Annotated in this window: 17 protein-coding genes; 9 read left to right on the top strand and 8 right to left on the bottom strand. The window is 74.7% G+C overall.

Features of this window, described 5'->3' with window-relative positions; translation table 11 throughout:
* Window positions 1–24: 24 nt before the first annotated feature.
* The gene (locus tag ACGFI2_RS26125; RefSeq protein WP_393521665.1) at window positions 25–1,503 is read right to left on the bottom strand and encodes a glutamate--cysteine ligase; all 1,479 of its coding nucleotides are present in this window, start codon (window positions 1,501–1,503) and stop codon (window positions 25–27) included.
* 223 nt (window positions 1,504–1,726) lie between these two features.
* Between ACGFI2_RS26125 and ACGFI2_RS26120 the strand changes: the two genes are divergently transcribed.
* Window positions 1,727–2,074 carry a DUF3817 domain-containing protein gene (locus tag ACGFI2_RS26120; RefSeq protein ID WP_393521663.1) on the top strand — a complete coding sequence of 116 codons (348 nt, stop codon included), beginning with the start codon at window positions 1,727–1,729 and terminating at the stop codon, window positions 2,072–2,074.
* Window positions 2,075–2,121: 47 nt separating this feature from the next.
* Here the strand turns inward: ACGFI2_RS26120 and ACGFI2_RS26115 are convergent, their stop codons facing one another.
* Window positions 2,122–2,670, bottom strand: a complete 549-nt coding sequence (locus ACGFI2_RS26115) for a hypothetical protein (protein ID WP_393521755.1) — start codon at window positions 2,668–2,670, stop codon at window positions 2,122–2,124.
* A 144-nt stretch (window positions 2,671–2,814) separates the two neighbouring features.
* Here ACGFI2_RS26115 and ACGFI2_RS26110 point away from each other — a divergent pair, with 144 nt between their 5' ends.
* The 3 genes from ACGFI2_RS26110 to ACGFI2_RS26100 are packed head-to-tail and all read left to right on the top strand — an operon-like array spanning window position 2,815 to window position 6,788.
* Window positions 2,815–3,939, top strand: a complete 1,125-nt coding sequence (locus ACGFI2_RS26110; RefSeq protein ID WP_393521662.1) for a Vms1/Ankzf1 family peptidyl-tRNA hydrolase — start codon at window positions 2,815–2,817, stop codon at window positions 3,937–3,939.
* Window positions 3,932–5,689, top strand: a complete 1,758-nt coding sequence (locus ACGFI2_RS26105) for a thiamine pyrophosphate-binding protein (protein WP_393521659.1) — start codon at window positions 3,932–3,934, stop codon at window positions 5,687–5,689. The genes ACGFI2_RS26110 and ACGFI2_RS26105 overlap by 8 nt, the downstream gene beginning before the upstream one ends.
* Before the next feature lie 55 nt (window positions 5,690–5,744).
* Window positions 5,745–6,788 (top strand): iron-containing redox enzyme family protein, encoded by a 1,044-nt coding sequence (locus ACGFI2_RS26100; RefSeq protein WP_393521657.1) that lies wholly within the window; start codon window positions 5,745–5,747, stop codon window positions 6,786–6,788.
* Between the two features lie 59 nt (window positions 6,789–6,847).
* On the opposite strand, the gene ACGFI2_RS26095 is transcribed toward ACGFI2_RS26100, so the two are convergent.
* The gene (locus ACGFI2_RS26095; protein ID WP_393521655.1) at window positions 6,848–7,054 is read right to left on the bottom strand and encodes a CDGSH iron-sulfur domain-containing protein; all 207 of its coding nucleotides are present in this window, start codon (window positions 7,052–7,054) and stop codon (window positions 6,848–6,850) included.
* Window positions 7,055–7,214: 160 nt separating this feature from the next.
* Between ACGFI2_RS26095 and ACGFI2_RS26090 the strand changes: the two genes are divergently transcribed.
* Together ACGFI2_RS26090 and ACGFI2_RS26085 are read left to right on the top strand one after the other, a co-directional pair.
* A complete protein-coding gene (locus ACGFI2_RS26090) occupies window positions 7,215–8,630 on the top strand; it encodes a hypothetical protein (protein WP_393521653.1) in 1,416 nt (471 codons plus the stop codon).
* Between the two features lie 226 nt (window positions 8,631–8,856).
* Window positions 8,857–9,990 carry a SigB/SigF/SigG family RNA polymerase sigma factor gene (locus ACGFI2_RS26085; protein ID WP_393521651.1) on the top strand — a complete coding sequence of 378 codons (1,134 nt, stop codon included), beginning with the start codon at window positions 8,857–8,859 and terminating at the stop codon, window positions 9,988–9,990.
* Window positions 9,991–10,235: 245 nt separating this feature from the next.
* Here ACGFI2_RS26085 and ctaD read toward each other — a convergent pair whose 3' ends face one another.
* The 5 genes from ctaD to ACGFI2_RS26060 all read right to left on the bottom strand — a co-directional run bounded on the left by ctaD (window position 10,236) and on the right by ACGFI2_RS26060 (window position 15,908).
* Window positions 10,236–12,239 (bottom strand): cytochrome c oxidase subunit I, encoded by a 2,004-nt coding sequence (ctaD, locus tag ACGFI2_RS26080; RefSeq protein ID WP_393521649.1) that lies wholly within the window; start codon window positions 12,237–12,239, stop codon window positions 10,236–10,238.
* Window positions 12,240–12,327: 88 nt separating this feature from the next.
* Entirely contained in the window at window positions 12,328–13,059 is a 732-nt protein-coding gene (locus tag ACGFI2_RS26075; protein ID WP_393521647.1) for an ATP-binding protein, read from the bottom strand.
* A gap of 116 nt (window positions 13,060–13,175) precedes the next feature.
* Entirely contained in the window at window positions 13,176–13,628 is a 453-nt protein-coding gene (locus tag ACGFI2_RS26070; protein WP_393521754.1) for a DUF4383 domain-containing protein, read from the bottom strand.
* A gap of 116 nt (window positions 13,629–13,744) precedes the next feature.
* Entirely contained in the window at window positions 13,745–14,899 is a 1,155-nt protein-coding gene (locus ACGFI2_RS26065) for a glycosyltransferase (protein WP_393521645.1), read from the bottom strand.
* Between the two features lie 28 nt (window positions 14,900–14,927).
* On the bottom strand, window positions 14,928–15,908 hold the full coding sequence (locus ACGFI2_RS26060) for a glucosyl-3-phosphoglycerate synthase (RefSeq protein WP_393521752.1): 981 nt from the start codon (window positions 15,906–15,908) through the stop codon (window positions 14,928–14,930).
* Window positions 15,909–16,129: 221 nt separating this feature from the next.
* Between ACGFI2_RS26060 and ACGFI2_RS26055 the strand changes: the two genes are divergently transcribed.
* The 3 genes from ACGFI2_RS26055 to ACGFI2_RS26045 are packed head-to-tail and all read left to right on the top strand — an operon-like array spanning window position 16,130 to window position 20,029.
* Window positions 16,130–17,149 (top strand): Gfo/Idh/MocA family protein, encoded by a 1,020-nt coding sequence (locus ACGFI2_RS26055; RefSeq protein ID WP_393521643.1) that lies wholly within the window; start codon window positions 16,130–16,132, stop codon window positions 17,147–17,149.
* Entirely contained in the window at window positions 17,142–18,230 is a 1,089-nt protein-coding gene (locus ACGFI2_RS26050) for a zinc-binding alcohol dehydrogenase (RefSeq protein ID WP_393521641.1), read from the top strand. The genes ACGFI2_RS26055 and ACGFI2_RS26050 overlap by 8 nt, the downstream gene beginning before the upstream one ends.
* A gap of 53 nt (window positions 18,231–18,283) precedes the next feature.
* Entirely contained in the window at window positions 18,284–20,029 is a 1,746-nt protein-coding gene (locus ACGFI2_RS26045) for an ABC transporter ATP-binding protein (RefSeq protein ID WP_393521639.1), read from the top strand.
* The last annotated feature ends 29 nt before the right edge of the window (window positions 20,030–20,058 follow it).

Here is a 20,058-nt window from a genome sequence, read left to right as displayed (position 1 = left end):
ATCCGGAGACGGCCCCGAACCCGCTCAGGGGATCGGCCACTCGTGCACCGGACGGTTGCTGTGCATCAGGTCGACGTAGTGGCGGACCACCTCGCGCAGCGCGTCCGGGCGGTCCAGGTGGTCGGCGGACTCCAGCCGGTGCAGCGTCTCCACCTGCCAGGTCGCGCCGTTGCGGCCGGTCAGGCAGCGCTGCTCGATGATGCCGAGCAGCCGGTCCCGCTCGGCCGGGTCCAGCCCCCACCGGTCCAGCCCGTGGTGGGCCATCGGCAGCAGCCGGCGCAGCACCAGCTCGGTCACCGGCAGGTAGCCCAGCCCGGGCCAGAACACCTGGGTGTCGATGCCGTGCCGGGAACACGCGTTGAAGTTCTCCTCCGCGGCGCTGAACGACATCTGCGACCAGAGCGGACGGTCCGACTCGGCCAGCGCCCGGACCAGGCCGAAGTAGAACGCGCCGTTGGCGACCGTGTCCAGCACGGTCGGGCCGGCCGGCAGCACCCGGTTCTCCACCCGCAGGTGCGGCCGGCCGCGCAGCACGTCGTAGACCGGCCGGTTCCAGCGGTAGATGGTGCCGTTGTGCAGGCGCAGCTCGGCGAGCTTCGGCACGCCGCCGCTGGCCAGCGTCGCCGCCGGGTCCTCCGGGTCGCAGACCGGCAGCAGCGCCGGGAAGTAGCGCACGTTCTCCTCGAACAGGTCGAACACGGAGGTGATCCAGCGCTCCCCGAACCACACCCGGGGGCGTACCCCCTGGGCCTTGATCTCCTCCGCCCGGGTGTCGGTGGCCTGCTGGAACAGCGGTACGCGGGTCTCCCGCCACAGCTCCCGGCCGAAGAACAGCGGCGAGTTCGCGCCGAGCGCCACCTGGATGCCGGCGACCGCCTGGGCCGCGTTCCAGTAGTCGGCGAACTGCGCCGGGCTGACCTGGAGGTGGAACTGGGTGCTGGTGCAGGCCGCCTCCGGGGTGATGCTGTCGGCGGTGGTGGCCAGCCGCTCCACCCCGCTGATCGAGATCGGCAGGTCCTCACCGCGGGCGGCGAGGATCTGCTCGTTGAGCAGCGCGTAGCGGGGGTTGGTGGAGAGCGTCTCGGCGGTCAGGTGCTCCGGGCGCAGGGTCGGCAGGACGCCGATCATCACCATGTGCGCGCCGACCGTGCGGGCCTTCTGCTCGGCGGCGTTGAGGCTGGCCCGCACATGCTCCTCGAACTGCGCGGTGCCGGTGCCGGCGAGCCGGCGCGGCGCCACGTTGATCTCCACGTTGAACCGGCCCAGCTCGGTCTGGAACGCCTCGTCGGCGATCGCCTCCAGCGCGTCCGCGTTGCGCATCGCCGGGTCGAAGCTGTCGTCGACCAGGTTCAGTTCGATCTCCAGCCCGGTCATCGGCCGCTCCACGTCGAACCGGGACTCGCGCAGCATCTCGGCGAAGACGTCCAGGCACCGCCGTACCTTCTCCCGGTAGCGGGCCCGATCCTCCCGGCTGAAGGTGCGCGCGCCGACGTCCTCGCCCATGGTCACCGCCTTGTCACCGTTGGTTCTCCCAACCTCGCACGGAGCGGCCGGTCAGGAAAGGCCCGAAGGACCTCTCCTGTACCCAGAACCGCGCCCGCTCACCCTCCGCGGACGGAAGGCGGGGCCCCGCTCAACGCCTTCTGCATAGGCGGGGGCCCCTTTCAACACCTGGTCCCAGCTGGGCCGGCTACCATGGCCGGCGGCTTCGGAGGGGTGAGTGTTGATGCGCGACGGGTGGATCCGGGCGTTCGTGGTGGCGGCGATCGCCGAGGCGTGCTCCTGGGCGGCGCTGCTGGCCGGCATGGCGGTCAAGTACGGGCCGCCGCGCAACGAGATCGGCGTGCAGGTGTTCGGCCCGATCCACGGCGCGCTCTTCGTGGCGTACGGGCTGCTGGTCCTCGTGGTGGCCCGGCGCCGCCGCTGGTCGCTGGTGCAGACCGGACTGGCCCTGGCCAGCGCGGTGCCGCCGTTCGCCACGGTGGTCTTCGAACGCTGGGCCCGCCGCCGCGGCCTCCTCGACGCCCCCGGCGCCGCCCCTGCCGAGCGCGCGCTCACCGGCGTCGGTGGTTGAGAGGGGGCCCCGCCTCTACCGGGAACGTCAAGCGGGGGCCCCTCCTTTCACGTCAGTGCGGAGCAGGCGGCCACGCCGAGCAGCAGGACGGCGCCGAGCGTGGCCTGCAGAAGCAGCGCCGGACCCAGGTGCGACCAGAGCGTCGCGGTACGGGGCGTGAGCAGTTGCCCGGTGGTCAGGTTGACGATCCGCTCGATCCGGGGCGGCAGGTCGGCGTCGCGCTGCGGGCGCAGCGTGAGCTGCACGTGGTCGCCCGGATGAAGCGCGCTCTGCGGCAGGTGGCCGTGCAGTTCCACCTCGACCAGGCGGTCGGCGGCGTCGCGTACCCGGACCGGGGTGACCAGGAACTCGGGTCCCTTCTTCAGGTCCTTGAAGCGGCGCCTGGCGCCCCCGCCGCCGCTGCTGAGCAACGCGCGGAGCACCCGTAGCAGCAGCCCCACCACGCCCGCGGCGGTCAGCACCGCGACCAGCACCGGCTGGCCCACGCGCACCTCGCGGGCGTAGCCCTCCATCAGCCGGATCAGGCGTCCGGTGACGACGCGTTCCGTGGGATGCGCCACGCGTCGGGTCTGCAGGTCCGTGTCCATGTTCACCACCGAGAGTTCCGTTCCGTGCACAGATGGTATCGATCCTTGGGGTTGAACGACGTGAATGAACGGCGGTCACGGCCCGGTCAGGGGTGAAGGTGACATCGGCCGGGGTGCGGGTATGCGTGCGGCCGAGCTGGAAAGGGGTCGAGCATGCAGCTGTCCTTCCTGCGCCCGCTCTACGACCGTCCCGGGCCCTGGTGCTCGGTCTACCTGGACGCCTCCCGGGACACCCACGACTCCCGCCCGCAGGTCGACCTGCGCTGGCGGGCCCTCAAGGGTGACCTGCTGGCCCAGGGCGCCGACCAGGTCACCGTCGAGGCGGTGGAGGAGGTGGTGCGCCGGCACGAGCCGATGCCCGGCGACTACGGCATCGCGGTCTTCGCCAGCCGGGGCCGGGTGGTGCTCACCGAGTACCTCTCCGCGCCGCCGCTGCGCGACCTGGCCACCTGGGCCGCGCTGCCGCACACCATGCCGCTGGTCGCCCAGCGCGGCGAGCAGGTCGCCTGGGTACGGGTGCTGGCCGACCGCACCGGCGCGGACGCGATGGCGGTCAGCGCCGGCGGGGTGCCGCGGCGGGCCCGGGTGACGGGCCGGCAGAGCCGGCAGCTGCGCCGCGTGCAGCCGGGCGGCTGGTCGCAGTCCCGCTACCAGCGCGCCGCCATGGAGGCGTGGCACCACAACGCCGGTGACGCGGCGGCCGCCACCGCCGACCTGGCCGAGCGCGTCGGCGCCGACGTGGTCGTGGTGGCCGGGGACATCCGGGCCACCGGCATGATCGCCGCCCAGCTGCCGGAGCGCTGGCAGGACGTGCTGGTCCGCACGGACGCCGGCGCGCGTACCGGCGGCGCCGAGAACACGCTGATGGACGACCTCACCGTGCAGACCGTCGCCGAGGTCGCCGACCGGCGCGTCGCCGCCGCGCTGGACCGCTTCGGCGTGCAGGAGGACGTCGGCGCCGGGCTCGACGCGGTGGTCGCCGCGCTGCAACGCAACCAGGTCGACACCATGTTGATCGTCGACGACGCGTCCGCCGACGGCGAGCTGTGGGTCGGCCCCGAGCCGACCGAGATCGCCACCGACCCGGCGCAGCTGGCGGACATGTCGGTGGCCGACCCGCAGAAGGTACGCGCCGACGCCGCGCTGCTGCGTGCGCTGATCGGCACCGACGCGGACCTGACCGTGCTCGCGCCGGAGGAGGCGCCGGAGCTGACCGACGGGGTCGGCGCGGTGCTGCGCTACGTCGACGCCGGCACGCCGGGGCGGGGCGATGGCTGACCGTACCGTCGCCGACCTGGTGGTCGAGCGCCTGCGGGCCTGGCGGGTACCGCGGGCCTTCGGCTATCCCGGCGCGGCGCTCGCCCCGCTGATCGCCGCGCTCGACGACGCCGGCGGCGATCCGGCGTTCGTCCCGGCCCGGCACGAGGAGACCGCCGCCTACATGGCCACCGGTCACGCCAAGTTCACCGGCGGCATCGGGGTGTGCCTGGCCACCCAGGGCCCCAGCGCGGTGCACCTGCTCAACGGCCTCTACGACGCCAAGCTGGACAGCAAGCCGGTGGTGGCGATCATCGGCGAGGACGTCAGCGGCCCGCTCGGCGGGGCGCACGAGGAGATCGGGCTGAGCCGGCTCTTCGGCGACGTTTGCAACCAGTTCGTCCGCTACGGTCGCAGTCCGGAACAGGTGGCGGTGCTGCTGGACCAGGCGTTCCGGACCGCGGCGGCGACCCGCAGCCCGACCTGTGTGGTGCTGCCCCGGGCGCTGCAGGTGACCGCCGTGCCGGACCTGCTGCCGCAGACCGCCGGCGTGATCACCGCGACGCCCGGCGAGCCGCTGGCCCGGGTGCTGCCGCACGACGCCGACCTGGACGCCGCCGCCTCGCTGCTCGGCGTCGGGCAGCGGGTGGCGCTGCTGGTCGGCCAGGGGGCGCACGGCGCGGCCGAGGAGGTCGTCGCGCTCGCCGACCGGCTCGGCGCGGGCGTGGCCACGTCGCTGCTGGGCAAGCCGGTGCTGGACGAGCGGCTGCCGTTCCACACCGGCGTGCTCGGCGAGGTCGGCACCACGGCGGCCGCGCAGCTCATGGGTGGCTGCGACACGCTGCTGCTGGTCGGCACGAACGACCCGTGGACGGACTGGTTCCCGATGGCGGGGCAGGTCCGCACCATCCAGATCGACATCGACGGCCGACGGATCGGCACCCGGTACCCGGTCGACGTGCCGCTGGTCGGGGACGCCGCCGAGACGCTGCGGGCGCTGCTGGCCCGGGTGCCGGAGCGGCCCAACGTGCAGTGGCGCGCCGTGGTGGAGAGCGCGGTGGGCCGCTGGCGGACCGCTGCCGCCGACCGTGCCGCCGCCCCGGCCGAGCCGCTCAACCCGCAGCTGGTGCTCCGCGAGCTGTCCGCGCGGCTGCCGCGACGCGCCTCGGTCGCCGTCGACGTCGGCTCGGTCGTCTACTGGTACGCCCGGCACCTGGAACTGCCGCCGGGCGTGCAGGCCCGGCTCTGCGGCACGCTGGGCTCGATGGGCTGCGCCCTGCCGTACGCGGTGGCCGCCAAGCTGGCCCGCCCGGACCAGCCGGTGCTGGCGCTGCTCGGCGACGGGGCGATGCAGCTCAACGGCCTGGCCGAGCTGATCACCGTGGCGCACCACTGGACCGAGTGGCCCGATCCCCGGCTGGTCGTGCTGGTGCTGAACAACCGGGACCAGTCCGGCGTGGATGGCGGTCGCCCGCCGGGCGCTCCGGGCGGCCGGCGGCCCGACGTGCCGTACGCCGGTTGGGCGAGGCTGCTCGGCCTGCACGGAATCCGGGTGGACCGGCCGGACCTGATCGGCGCGGCGTGGGACGAGGTGCTCGCGGCGGACCGGCCCAGCCTGCTGGAGGCGGTGGTGGACCCGGCCGTGTCGTTGGACGTGCCCGAGCCGGCGTTCGCGGACCTGCGCGGCCTGGTGGCCGACGGCGACGCGGCCCGGCGGGTGCGGGAGCGGGTGATCCAGACCGAGGCCATCGCGACGGAGGACCTCGTTTAGCCGGACCCCTGTGGGGCACTGCGACCAGGCGTCTGCCGCCACCGGGAGGTCCTGCTTGTCCACCACCGATCGTCGTCACGGCCCCGCCCCGCTGCCGGCGGCGCGCGGGCCGGTCTCCGCCGCGCTGCTCACCGCGCTGCCCGGGTCGCCCGGCGAGCTACCGGCCGGGCTGGGCGACGGGTTCGCCACGGTGGCCGCGCCGCTCACCGACGAGGATCTCCAGCTCACCCTCTTCCTCTGCTACGAGCTGCACTACCGGGGCTGGCGGGACGTGGCCGAGGAGTGGGAGTGGGAGCCGGCCCTGCTGGCGCTGCGGGCCCGGGCCGAGCGCCCCTTCGAGGCGGCGCTGCGGCGGCTCGCCGGCCCGCTGCCGGCGGTGCTGCCCGCCGCGCTGCCGGCGGCCCTGACCGACCTGGTGGCCGCGGACGACGGCCCCGCGCTCGCCGCCACCCTGCAACGCCGGGCCGACCTGGAGCAGTTCCGCGAGTTCGTCACCCACCGCTCGATCTACCACCTGCGGGAGGCCGACCCGCACAGCTGGGCGCTGCCCCGGCTCGGTGGGCCGGCGAAGGCGGCGCTGGTGGAGATCCAGATGGACGAGTACGGCAACGGCCGGCTGGACCGGATGCACGCCGAGCTGTTCCGTACCACGATGGACCGGCTCGGCCTGGACACCGGGTACGCCGCCCACCTGGACCGGGTGCCGGCGGTGACGCTGGCGATCAACAACCTGATGTCGCTGTTCGGGCTGCACCGGCGGCTGCGCGGGGCGTTGCTCGGGCACCTGGCCGGGTACGAGATGACCTCGTCGTTGCCGAACCGTCGCTACGGCAACGGGTTGCGCCGGCTGGGCTTCGACGCGGTCGCCACGCGGTTCTACGACGAGCACGTCGAGGCCGACGCGGTGCACGAGCAGATCGCCGCGTACGACATGTGCGGCGGGCTGGTCCGGGCGGAGCCGGCGCTCGCCGGGGACGTGTTGTTCGGGGCGGCCGCCGGGCTGGCGGTGGACCGCCTCTTCGCCGGCCACGTGCTGTCCGCCTGGTCCGCCGGCGGATCCTCCCTGCGCGCACCGGACCGCGCGCTGGCCGCCGCCTGAGCCGCGCGCGTCAAGCGGGGCCCGTTCCTCTACCGGAGGCGTCAAGCGGGGGCCCCTCCTCAACTGCGGAAGTTGGCGACCTTGTGCGTGCCGTCGCAGAACGGCTTGATCGCGCTCCTGCCGCACCGGCACAGCGCCACCGTGCCCCGCCGCCGCTCGATCGGCTCGCCCTCCGGCGTGACCAACGCGAAGTCGCCGCGCACCAGCAGCGGTCCGTCCCGGTACGGGGTGATGGTCGCCGCCGGGGTGCTCTCGTCGTCGGGCATGCGCCCTGCAGTGCCCGTCCCGCCGGTGCCCAAACCCGCACCGCCGTGCCGTTGCGCCCGCGTCGGCGGTTCGGCGGCGTGAGGGCACCCGACCGGGCGTTGGTCCGCCCCGTGGGGAGATGCCCCGTTTAGACCCCAGAGGGAGGGGAAGCCGGGCCGCGTGGCGAGCGAACGAGGCAGGCGGGGCCGGGCGGGGGAAGCCGGGCTGCCCGGTGAGCGGGTGGTGGCGGTGGGCAGCGCCGCCCGTACCCTGGTCGCCGCGACGGCCCGGGCGCTGCGCGGCGACGACTGCGGCGACCTCGGCCACGCGGGTCCGCTGTCCCGGCTCACCGGGACGCCCGATCCGGTACGCCGCGCCGCCGCCAGCCGGGCGGCCGGCCGGGCCGCGCTCACCGCCGCCCAGGTCGCCCGCGTCGACGCCGAACGGGTGGCCGGCTGGTTCGTCGACCAGTACCCGGACCGGCGCTGGCCGGGGGCGTTGCTCGGCTCGCCGCACGGCGCGGCGGCCCACCTCGCGGTGGCGCTCGGCGTGCCCTGGCTGCCCGCCGGCTTCGAACTGACCGCGCAGTGGGCCCGGGGCGCGGTGGACCGGCCGGACGCCGCGCACGACCACGGTGCGGCACTGGCCGGGCGGCTGCTCGCCGGCAACCCCCGGGTGCACGTGCGGCAGGTGCACTGCCCGGCCAGCCGGGGCGTCACGGCCGGCGCCACGGTGACGCTCACCGCCCGCTGGGGGACGCTGCCCGGGGCGTACGCGCGGTTCCTGGCCGACCGGCTGGAGCCGGCGGCGCCGGTGCTGCTGTTGCACGACGCGCGCACGTGGCCGGTACGCGACGACGGTGGCGGGCACAGCTTCCAGGCCGGCTGCCCGGGCAGCGGCCTCGACCCGGTCGATTTCCACCCGGACGCCCACGCGCTGCGTCACGTGCTGCGCGCGGCCGGCGGCGACGAGACGCGCTGGAGCGCCCCGGAGGTGACGGTGTCGGCGGCGTTCGCCGAACACGGCGTCGAGTCCGGTTTCGAGCACGGCGCGCGCAAGTGGGGCGACGGGCACGGCCACCCGCTGCACCGGGTGGTCGTCCCGCAGCCGGACGCGTTGAGCGCGGCCACCGCGGACCTGTACCGGCGCTGGTTGCGCCGGGCCGGCAAGACCGGGGACCGGCTGGTGGTGGAGTGCGGCCGGCTGCTCGACCCGGGGCAGGTGCTGCGCGCCGGCCTGGTGCCCTACTGGTGCGAGAACGCCACCCGCCGCCGGGTGGAGGGCGTCGAGTGGTGGCTCGCCGGCAGTGAGCCGTTCAGCTCGGTGGACGTGCTGCCCGAACCGCCCGGGCTGCGCTCGCCCGCGCTCGCCGGACTGCCCCAGTGGCTGGCGGTGGCCGGGTTCGGGCGCCGGCGGCGGGCCCTGGACCGGGGCGCGGCCCGCGGCTACCCGGTCACCTCGGTCCCGACCCGACGTGCCACGGAGGTGTTGCGCAACCAGCCCTGCGACCTACCCGCGCCGCCGCCGCTGGGGATGGCCGAGGCGCTCGCCGCGCTCCGGGACGCCGGCGCGCACCAGGGCCTGCTGGTCTGCTGAGCGGCAACCTGGCGAAACATCCTCGCGATCCTGCGGTACGTGATTGAGTACCTACGGAGCGGGAAGACCGCTCGCCGCGGAACGGCCCACGACGCCGCGCGGCGGGCAGCCACCGCTTTCGACGTAATCCGTCACGTAACCCAACTTCCTCACCCGGTGCGTGGCCCGACCACGCGCACGACCGGTTTCCGACCGGGCGGGGGACCCTTCGGCGAGGGAGGCGCGGATGTTCGGACAGACCGCCACACCCACACCACCGACCACCGATCGGGGTCTGGAGGACCTCGACGCGGCGGCGCTCGCGTACGCGGCCCGGATCGAGGGGCTGCCACCCGAGCGGCGGCAGGAGGCGCGCGACGATCTGGTCCGCTTCGCGTTGCCGTTCGCCGGCCGGCTGGCCCGCCGCTACCGGGGCCGCGGGGAACCGCTGGAGGATCTGGAGCAGGTGGCCCGCCTCGGCCTGGTCAACGCCGTCGACCGGTACGACCCGGAGCGCGGCTCGTTCACCGCGTACGCCGCGATCACCATCGTCGGCGAGATCAAACGGCACTTCCGCGACCGCACCTGGGGCGTGCACGTGCCGCGCCGGCTGCGCGACCTGATCCTCGAGGTGGGACAGGCGACGGCGACGCTGACCAGCGAGCTGTCCCGCGCCCCGTCGGTGGCCGAGCTGGCCGAGCGGTTGGAGACGCCGCAGGAGGAGATCCTCGCCGCGCTGGAGTCCGCCGCCGGGTACAGCCCCGCGTCGCTCAACGCGCCGGTGGGCGGGGAGAGCTCGGCCGAGTTCGGCGACCTGGTGGGCGAGTCCGACAACGCGCTGGAGTCCGTCGACGACCGGGTCACGGTCAGCGGCCTGCTGCACCGGCTGCCCTGGCGGGAGCGGCGGATCCTGGCCATGCGCTTCTACGGCAACCAGACCCAGGCGGAGATCGCGGCCCGGTTCGGCATCTCGCAGATGCACGTGTCCCGGCTGCTGTCGCGCGCGTTGACCTGGCTGCGCCAGGCGATGCTCGCCGAGGCGCCGCCGCCGTGGCAGAACGGCCCCGCCGAGGCCGAGCCGGCGAAGGCCCGGATATCGGTCCGGCAGAACGGCGACCGGGTGGTGGTGGAGGTCGGCGGCGAGGTCGACCGGGCCGGCGCGGACCAGTTGCGCCGGGCCGTGCTGGCGGCGGTCACCGGGCAACCCCGCGAGGTGGTGGTCGACCTGGTCGGCGCGGGCGGCTTCGACGCCGGTGGGATCGCCGCGCTGATGGCCGGTCGCGACGCGGCCGCCCGGACCGGGGTGCCGCTGCGGCTGACCCGGGTGCAGCCGGCGGTGCGACGCTCGCTCACCGCCGCCGGCCTGCCGGCCACCGACTGAGCACCTCGCGCGCCGCGCGCCGGCCCGCCGATGTCGGCGAGCGCGGCGTCGCGGCGCGTGGCAGGCGATGCCCGGCGTGCGGCGCCCCGGCGTGCGGCGCCCCGGCGTGCGGCGTCCCGGCGTGCGGCGTCCCGGCGTGCGGCGTCCCGGCGTGCGGCGCCCCGGCGTGCGGCGTCCCGGCGTGCGGCGCCGGTGTCAAGCGGGGCCCCCTCCTGTACCGGAGGCGTTGACCGGGGGGCCCCTCCTTAGTTTTCCGGGGTGTCGCCGTGCCCGCGCGGGTGCCGCCACCGGTCGTTCGGCTGCTCCTCGCGCTGGGCGTCGAGGTCCGTCTCCTCCGGCGCGTCGGTCTCCTCGAAGCTGGGCCGGCGCACCTGCTCCGGCTCCGGCACGTCCACCGGGCGGGCGCCGGACTGCGGCGCGGGCTGGTACTCCACCGCCTCGCGGGCACCGTGCGCGCCCTCGGCGGCCGGCGACTCCGGTACCTGCGTGACGTGGTGGAACTCCTCGCTGAGGCGCTGCGGCGGCTTGGTGGTGCGCTGCGGCAGGTCGCGACCGAGGTCGGCAACGAGCGGACCGTACTTGGCGTCGAACGCCGGGCGCTCGGAGCGGATCCGCGGCATCCGGTCGAAGTTGCGCAGCGGCGGCGGGCAGGTGGTGGCCCACTCCAGCGAGTTGCCGAAGCCCCACGGGTCGTCCACGGTGACCATGGCGCCGTACCGCCAGGACCTCCAGACGTTGTAGATGAAGAACAGCGTGGACGCGCCGAGCACGAACGACCCGATGCTGGAGATCTCGTTCAGCCCGGTGAAGCCGTCGCCGGGCAGGTAGTCGGCGTACCGGCGGGGCATGCCCTCGTTGCCGAGCCAGTGCTGCACCAGGAACGTGGCGTGGAAGCCGATGAACATGGTCCAGAAGTGCATCTTGCCCAGCCGCTCGTCGAGCAGCCGGCCGGTCATCTTCGGGAACCAGAAGTAGATGCCGCCGAACGCGGCGAACACGATGGTGCCGAAGAGCACGTAGTGGAAGTGCGCCACCACGAAGTACGAGTCGGTGACGTGGAAGTCGACAGGCGGGCTGGCCAGCAGCACGCCGGTCAGGCCGCCGAGCAGGAACGTGACCAGGAAGCCGATCGCGAACAGCATCGGCGTCTCGAACGTCAGCTGCCCCTTCCACATGGTGCCGATCCAGTTGAAGAACTTCACCCCGGTCGGCACCGCGATCAGATAGCTCAGGATGCTGAAGAACGGCAGCAGCACCTGGCCGGTGGCGAACATGTGGTGCGCCCAGACCGTCATCGACAGCACCGTGATGGCCACCGTGGCCAGCACCAGGCCGGTGTAGCCGAAGATCGGCTTGCGGGAGAAGACCGGGATGATCTCGGTGATGATGCCGAAGAACGGCAGCGCGATGATGTAGACCTCGGGATGGCCGAAGAACCAGAACAGGTGCTGCCACAGCATCGGCCCACCGGTCGTCGGATCGTAGACGTGCGAGTGCAGGATGCGGTCCGAGGCGAGCGCCATCAACGCGGCGGCCAGCAGCGGGAACACGAAGATCACCAGGACGCTGGTGAGCAGCAGGTTCCAGGTGAAGATCGGCATTCGGAACATGGTCATGCCGGGGGCGCGCAGGGTCAGGATCGTGGTGATCATGTTGACCGCGCCGAGGATGGTGCCCAGGCCGGAGACGACCAGTCCGATCACCCACATGTTCCCGCCCACGCCGGGGGAGTGCTGCGACTGGCTCAGCGGGGTGTACGCGGTCCAGCCGAAGTCCGCCGAGCCCTGCGGGGTGAAGAAGCCGCCGACCGTGATGGCGGCGCCGAAGAAGTACAGCCAGTAGGCGAACGCGTTCAGCCGCGGGAAGGCCACGTCCGGCGCGCCGATCTGCAACGGCACCAGGTAGTTGCCGAACCCGAACACCATCGGCGTCGCGAACAGCAGCAGCATGATCGTGCCGTGCATGGTGAACATCTGGTTGTACTGCTCCGGGGAGAGCAGCTGCATCCCGGGCCGCGCCAGCTCCGCCCGGATGAGCATCGCCATGAACCCGCCGATGATGAAGTACGCGAACGACGTGCCCAGATAGAGCAGGCCGATCAGCTTGGCGTCGGTGGACCGCAGCAGTCGCCACAGCGAGTCGCCGTGCACCGCCTTCCGGACCGGGCCGGGAAACCCGCCGAACCGGGCCGGCGCGAGGATCGCGGGCCCCCGGTCATGTGCCGGTTCCGTGACTACCCGCTTGGGCATGGCATCTCACCCCGTGTGACGACAGACAGGACGGGCACGCGTACCCGGCCCCTCTGACCATAAAACCAGGCGAGAGCGGAGAATTCGGTCAGTTCGCCGGGAGCATGGCCCAGACGACCTTGCCGGCGCCGACCGGCGTGCTGCCCCAGCGCTGGGTCAGCTCGCGCACCAACATCAGCCCGCGGCCCCCCTCGGACTCCAGGTCGCGGCCGGTCGCGGCACGCGCGTCGGCCGGGCTGCCGTCCATCACCGCGACCCGCAGGTACGGCCGGCGCAGGGTCAGCGTGACCTGCATGGGCGTGCCGGCGTGCCGGACCACGTTGCCGACCAGCTCGCTGAGCACCAGCGACGCCGGACCGACCAGCTCCGGCACGTTCCACCGACCGCACGCCTCGGTGACCAGTTCCCGAGCCCGCCGGCAGGCCCCGGCGACCGGCTCCAGCCGGGCCCGCAGCCGCGGCGACGCCTCGGCGCCGGCCAGCGCGGCGGCCTCGGCGCGGTCCCCGCGCACCGGCACCACCCGGCAGGCGGTGGTCTCGTTCAGCCAGGCCGCCGCCTCCCGCGGCGGGGCGGAGAGCACCAGCGGCACCGCCGGCCAGTCGTCGGCCCGCCGGCAGGCCGCGGCGAAGACGGAGAGCGCCAGCGGCTCGATGACGTGGACGTCCTCCAGGTCGACCACGAGCGCGTCCGGCTGCGCGGCCAGGCACCGGTCCAGCACCTCGTGCACCGCGCGCGTGGTCCCCAGGTCGAGTGCGCCGGCCAGCCGTACGACGGTGACCGGGGACTCGTCTCGGACCTCGCACCTGATCCGGGTCGACATCGGGCCCTCGTTTCCAACTCGTCGGGAGGACTACCGACGTACCCGGGCCCCGGACCACCGAAACCGGGCCAGCCGGCGCGTCACGTCGGCGGTGAGCGCCGTCGTCTCCGGGCAGGTCAGCGGCGGTGGTCGCGGCGGCCGGCGAACAGTCCCAGGGCCAGCATGGCGGCGCCCACGAGCAGGTGCAGCCAGGTGTCGGCCCGGTTGACCGCCAGCACGTTCGCCTCGCTGCGCCGGTCCACGGCCAGGCCGTGGAGCCAGAGCACCAGGTAGCACGCGCCGCCGCCGAGCAGGAACGCGCGGGCGCCGGCGACCGTGCGGGCCAGCGTCAGGCCGGCCGCGCCGAGGGCCAGGTGGACGAGGTTGTGCAGCGCCGAGACCTGGAACAGCCCGAGCAGCCGGGCGCCGGATCCGGGTCCGGCGAACCGCAGGTCGGCGTACGAGCTGGTGATGCCCGGCACGAAGCCCAGCACCCCGAGCAGCAGCAGGAGCACGGCGAACCCCGAGGCGGCCCGGCGCACCGGCGCCCGGCCGTCGGCCGGGTTGCGCCGCGCCCGGGAGTGCGCCATCGAGTTCGTCACGCCGGCCTCCTCGCCACCCGGGACCCGCCGGTTTCCCCGACCCGCCGACGACAAACGCCGGCCCGGCGCGCGGGGCGGCCGGGCCGGCGGACGGCGTCGGGTGATCAGGCGAGCTGCAACGGCTTCGTGGCGCCCTGGCGGACCCGGTCGTACAGCTCCACGTACCGCTGCGCCATCCGGGCCGGGGTGAACCGCTCGGCCGCCTCGCGCCGGCACTCGTCCTCCGCCAGCATGCCGGCGGCGAGCACCAGCTCGCCCAGCTCCTCCTCCTCGGTGGTGAGCAGGCCGGTGCGGCCGTGCTCGATCAGCTCCGGCAGGCAGCCGCGGGTGGTGGCCACCACCGGCGTGCCCAGCGACAACGACTCCACCACCGCGGTGCCGCCCGGCTCCTCCCAGCGCAGCGGGAACAGCGACGCACGCGCCGAGGCGACCAGGTCGTCGCGCTCCTGCCCGGCCACCGTGCCCACCCAGCGCACCAGGTCACCGTCGACGTACGGGGCGACGTGCTCGTGGAAGAACCGCACGTCCGGGTTCTGCCGGGCCTCGGCGCCGGCCGCGGCCAGATCCTCCGGCCGGTGGTACGGGCCGACCGGCCCGGCCAGCACCAGCGGGAAGCCGACCTCCCGGGCCAGCCGGGCGCCCAGGTCCTGCCCCTTGCCCGGGTTGATCCGGCCGAGGATCACCACGTGCTCGCCCTTCGCCACCGCCGGGCGGCGGTCCGCGTCGACCGCGAGCGGGGTGGACAGGTGGACGTGGCCGACCGAGTGCTCCCGCAGCGCGCGCGGCGCCCGGGCCAGCTGCGAGGCGGACACCCCGTTGACCCGGACCCGGTCGCCGCCGTCCAGGTTCCCGTACAGCTCCGGGTGCTTGGCCAGGTCCCAGTGCAGGGTGTGCAGCACCGGCGGCGCGTCCGGCCCCATCGCGGCCAGGGTGGCCAACCCGACCGCCTCCACGTGGTCGTGCACCAGGTCGACGTCGTCGCGCCGGTGCAGCTCGCGCACCACCTGGGCCAGGTGTGCCTGGGACACGCCACAGACCTGGTTGTACGGCCGCTGCAACGCGTGGAACTGACCGTCCGGGAAGACCGCGATCCGCTCGTCGACCGGCAGCGTGCTGCTGTCCACCGAGGCGAGCACCACCCGTACGCCGAGCCGGCGCAGCTCCGGCACCAGCGTGGCGATCACGTTCTCGATCCCGCCGTAGCCCGGCGGCGGCACGGACAGCCACGGACCGGCGTTCATCAGCACGGTGAGCGTCATGCGCCGCCCTCTTCCTCAGTTGTCGATGTCATGCGGGTACGCGCCGGCGGGGGACGCGGTGGCGCAGCTCGGCCAGGGGCGGGCGTTCCTCGACCGAGACGTCGTTGACGACGATCTCCCGGTCCAGGTTGGGCAGTGCCTCCGAGCCGCCCCGGCGGAACTGGGTCAGCAGCGGCGTCGGCGTCGTCCCGGGCACCGCCCAGCCGCGCCGTTGCAGCCGGGACCAGGCGGTCAGCATGATCTGCGCCGACATCCGGCCCAGCGCGGCGGTGTCCTGGTGCCGGTGCTTGCGCTGGCCCAGGTCGACCTGGGCCAGCGCGTCCAGCCCGACCAGTTCCAGCAGGTCGATGAGCATCGCCGTCTCGACGCCGTACCCGGTGACGAACGGCACCCGCTCCAGCACCTCGCGGCGGCCCGCGTACTCGCCGGCGAGCGGCTGCACGAAACCGGCCAGCTCCGGCCAGAACAGGTTGAGCAGCGGCCGGGCCATCAGCTCCGTCACCCGGCCGCCGCCGTCGGGCTCCACGCTCGTCGCGCCGACCAGCGGGCGGTGGTAGAAGCCCTTGACGAACTCCACGCCCGGGTCGGTGAGCAGCGGCCCGAGCAGGCCGGTGACGAAGTGCGGCCGGAACTCGCGCAGGTCGGCGTCGATGAAGGCGACCACGTCGCCCTCGGCGGCGGCCAGCCCGGCCCAGAGCGCGTCGCCCTTGCCGGTCAACCGTGGCAGCCCGCGTGTCATCGCGTCCTGTCCCACCACCTCGGCGCCGGCCGCGCGCGCCACCTGCGCGGTCCGGTCGGTGGACCGCGAGTCCACCACGATCAGCTCGTCGACCAGCGGCACCCGGTCCATCAGGTGCTCGCGGATGGTCGACACGATCGCGCCGACCGTGGCCTCCTCGTCACGTGCCGGCAGCACCACGCTGACCCGGCTGGACCCCTTGGCCCGCAGCAGTCGCCCGGCCGGCCAGTCGTCGGCCGTGCTGGTGCGGTACGTGGCCCACGCCTCCACCACCGGTGAGACGGTCAGATCTGATTCCCGCACGGGCACCCCCCATTAGTGGTGGAATCGCGGATCCTGTTTTCCCAGTTCCGAACCCGCGCTAACCGAATCCTGCCCAATCCCGTGATCACGGGGATGAACGTCACGTTGCGCAGATGGTCGCGTTTGCCGGGACGCCGGCCGGGGGAGTGCTGTCCGCGGTGTCACAGTCACGGTGAGAGGGCGGTCGGATGCGGGTAGGACTGGTCGGAGCCGGCGGGGTGGCGCAACGCCACGCCCGCGTGCTCACGGGCTTCGAGGACGTGGAACTGCTCGGCGTGACGGACGTCGCACCGCAGGCGGCGGAGGCGCTCGCCGGCACGTACGGCGGTCGGGCCTTCGGGGACGTGGCCGAGCTGCTCGCCGCCGGGCCGGACGCGGTGTACGTGTGCGTGCCGCCGTTCGCGCACGGCCCGGCCGAGGAGGCGGTGATCGCCGCCGGGGTGCCGATGTTCGTGGAGAAGCCGGTGGCGGTCGACCTGGAGACGGCCGAGCGGATCGCCGGCCTGGTGGAGCGGCGCGGGCTGCGCACCGGCGTCGGGCACCACTGGCGCTACCTGCACGTGGTGGAGGAGGCGCGGCGGCTGCTCGCGGACCGCCCGGTGCGGATGGTCAACGGCGCCTGGCTGGACAAGGTCCCGCCGGTGGCCTGGTGGGCGCGGCGGGACCGCTCCGGCGGGCCGGTGGTGGAGCAGGCCGCGCACGTGCTCGACCTGGTCCGCCTGCTGGCCGGCGAGGTCACCGAGGTGACCGCGTACGGCGACGGCACCCCGCCGCCGGTCGACGGCGCCGACATCGACTCGGTGACCGCGGCCACGCTGCGGTTCGCCTCCGGGGCGGTCGGCACGCTCGCCGCCGCCTGCGTGCTCACCTGGAAGCACCGCGCCGGCCTGGAGATCCTCGCCGACGGGCTGGCGCTGTCGCTGGCCGAGGACGGCCTGACGATCCGCGACGCCGACGGCGAGCGTCACCTGCCCGCCGACCCGGACGCCGCCCGGGTCGCCGTCGACCGGGCGTTCGTCGACGCGGTGCGCGGCGCCGGCGACGACGTGCGGGTCCCGTACGCCGAGGCGCTGCGTACCCAGCGGCTCGCGCTCGCGGTGGCCGAGTCGGCACGGACCGGCCGGCCGGTGGCGCTGCCGACCGGCCCGGCGGCCCGGCTCACCGCCGCGGTGGCGGACGCGGACGCGGGGGTGAGCGTCGATGCGTGACCGGGTGGTGGTGGTCAGCGGACCCGGCCGGGTCGAGCTGGTCGAGCAGGACGCGGCCGAGCTGCGCGACGGCACGTTCCGGGTGGAGACGCTCTACAGCGGGGTCTCCGCCGGCACCGAGCTGAGCTTCGTCAAGGGCACCAACCCCTATCTGCACGTCACCTGGGACGCCGGCCTCGGGCTGTTCCGGCCGGGCGGGGCGAGCACGCCGTACCCGGTCGAGCGGCTGGGCTACATGCAGGTCGGCCGGGTGGTGGAGAGCCGTACGCCGGCGGTCGCGGTGGGCACGGTCGGCGCGATGACGTACGGCCACCGCAGCGGCTGGGTCGCCGACCCGGTCGCCGAGCGGTTCGTGCCGCTGCCCGACGACCTCGACCCGCTGCTCGGCGTCTACGTCGCGCACATGGGTCCGATCTGCGCCAACGGGCTGCTGCACGCCGCGGCGGACCTGTGCGGCGCCGACGTCCGTACCCTCGGCGACGGCATCCGGGGACGGCGGGTGGCGGTGGTCGGCAGCGGCGTGGTGGCGCTGCTCACCGCCCTGTTCGCCCGCCGGCACGGCGCCGCGTCGGTGGTCGTGGTGGACCCGACCCCGGCCCGCCGGCAGGTGGCCGAGTCGCTCGGCCTGGAGACGCTCGACCCGGCGGCGGACGACCCGGCCGTGGTGCTCAAGACCCGCTGGAACCATGCCGCCGGCGACCGGGGCGCGGACGTGGTCTTCCAGTGCCGCGGCCAGGACTGGGCGTTGCAGCTCGCGCTGCGCCTGCTGCGACCCCAGGGCACCGTGATCGACCTGGCCTTCTACCAGGGCGGCGCGGACGCGGTCCGGCTCGGCGAGGAGTTCCACCACAACGGGCTGTCGCTGCGCTGCGCCCAGATCGGGCGGGTGCCGCGCGGGCTCGCCCCGACCTGGGACCGGGAGCGACTCTCCGCCGAGACGGTGGAGCTGCTGCGCCAGTACGGCGACCAGATCCGCAAGCACCTCGTCTCCGCGGTGGCGCCGCTGGACGAGGCGCCGACCCTGCTCACCGACCTGGCGGAGCGCCGCCGCTCGGAGCTTCAGGTGGTCCTGACCGGCTGACGCCGGTGCGGCGACCGGCCGCCCCGGTGCGACACCCGGCTACCGTTCGGTCCATGACCGCCGAAGCCGGCCCGACGCCGGGGCTCGCCGCTCTGCTGCCCTACCTGCGCGCCCACCGCGGCACCCTGGTCGCGGTGGGCGCGTTGTCGCTCACCGGGTCCGCCGCCGCGCTCGCCCAGCCGCTGCTCACCCGCACCGTGCTGGACCGGATCACCGCCGACCGCCCGGCCACCACGCTGGTGGTCGCGCTGGTCGCCCTGGTGGTGGCCGGCGCGCTGCTCGGCGGGCTCCGCGACTACCTGCTGCAACGCACCGCCGAAGGGCTGGTCCTGGGCGTCCGTCGGCGACTGGCCGGGCACCTGCTGCGGCTGCCGATCGTGGAGTACGACAGGCGCCGCACCGGCGACCTGCTGTCCCGGGTGGGCGCCGACACCACGCTGCTGCGGGCGGTGGTCACGTCCGGCCTCTTCGAGACCGTCACCGGGGCGGTGATGGTGGTCGGCGCCGGCACCGCGATGCTGCTGCTGGACCCGCCGCTGTTCGGGGTGACGCTGGCCGCGGTCGCGGTCGGCGTGGCCTTCTCGGTCACCGTCGCCCGCCGGGTGCGCGGGCTGGCCCGGCGCGCGCAGGAACGCGTCGGCGAGATGACCTCGGCGGTCGAGCGGGCGATCTCCGCGGCGCGGACCATCCGGGCCAGCCGCGCCGAGGGCCGGGAGACCGGCACGGTGGTGGCGAGCGCGACCGCGGCGTACCGGGCCGGGTTGGGGGTGGCCCGGGCCGAGGCGGTGGTGGGCCCGGCCGGCACGGTCACCGTGCAGGGCGCGTTCCTGCTGGTGCTGGCCGTGGGTGGGGCCCGGGTGGCGGCCGGGGCGATCAGCGTGGGCGACCTGGTCGCCTTCGTGATGTTCCTGTTCTTCCTGGTGCTGCCGCTGGGCCAGGCGGTGCACGCGTACACCCGGTTGCAGAGCGGCCTGGGCGCGCTGGCCCGGATCGAGGAGATCCTCGCCGTGCCGGACGAGAGGGCCCACGACCTGCCCGGCGCGGCGGCCCCGCCGTCCGCCGGCGTGCCGGCCCGGGTCGAGTTCGACCGGGTCGGCTTCGGCTACCCGGGCGGCCCGCCGGTGCTGCGCGAGGTGAGCTTCACCGTGCCGGCCGGCACCCGGACCGCCCTGGTCGGCCCGTCCGGCGCCGGCAAGTCCACGCTGCTGGCGCTGGTCGAGCGCTTCTACGAGGTGGGCGAGGGGGCGGTGCGCCTGGACGGCGTGGACGTGCGGGAGTTGCCCCGCGACGCGCTGCGCGCCCGGCTCGGCTACGTCGAGCAGGAGGCGCCGGTGCTCGCCGGCACGCTGCGCGACAACCTCCTCATCACCGCGCCCGACGCCACCGACGAGCGGCTGCGTGCGGTGCTCGACGAGGTGAACCTGGGGCACCTGGCCGACCGGACCGCCGACGGGCTGGACGTGCAGGTGGGGGAGGGCGGCGTCCTGCTCTCCGGCGGGGAACGGCAGCGGCTGGCCATCGCCCGGGCGCTGCTGGCCGGGCCGCCGGTGCTGCTGCTCGACGAACCGACCAGCAACCTCGACGCGCGCAACGAGGCGGCGTTGCGCCGGGCGATCGACGCGGTGGCGGTACGCCGCACCCTGGTGATCGTGGCGCACCGCCTCTCGACCGTGGTGGACGCCGACCAGATCGTGGTGCTCGACGGCGGCCGGGTGGTGGCGGTCGGCACGCACGACGAGCTGACCACCATCAGCCCGCTCTACCGGGAGCTGGCCACCCATCAACTGCTCGTGGCCTGATCCGCCCGGACCGCCCGGACCTGCGGTGC

Source organism: Micromonospora sp. NPDC049282 (genome assembly GCF_043197045.1).
Lineage (GTDB): Bacteria > Actinomycetota > Actinomycetes > Mycobacteriales > Micromonosporaceae > Micromonospora.
Note: the sequence above shows the minus strand (reverse complement) of the source record. Positions and strands in the feature narration are given on the sequence as shown.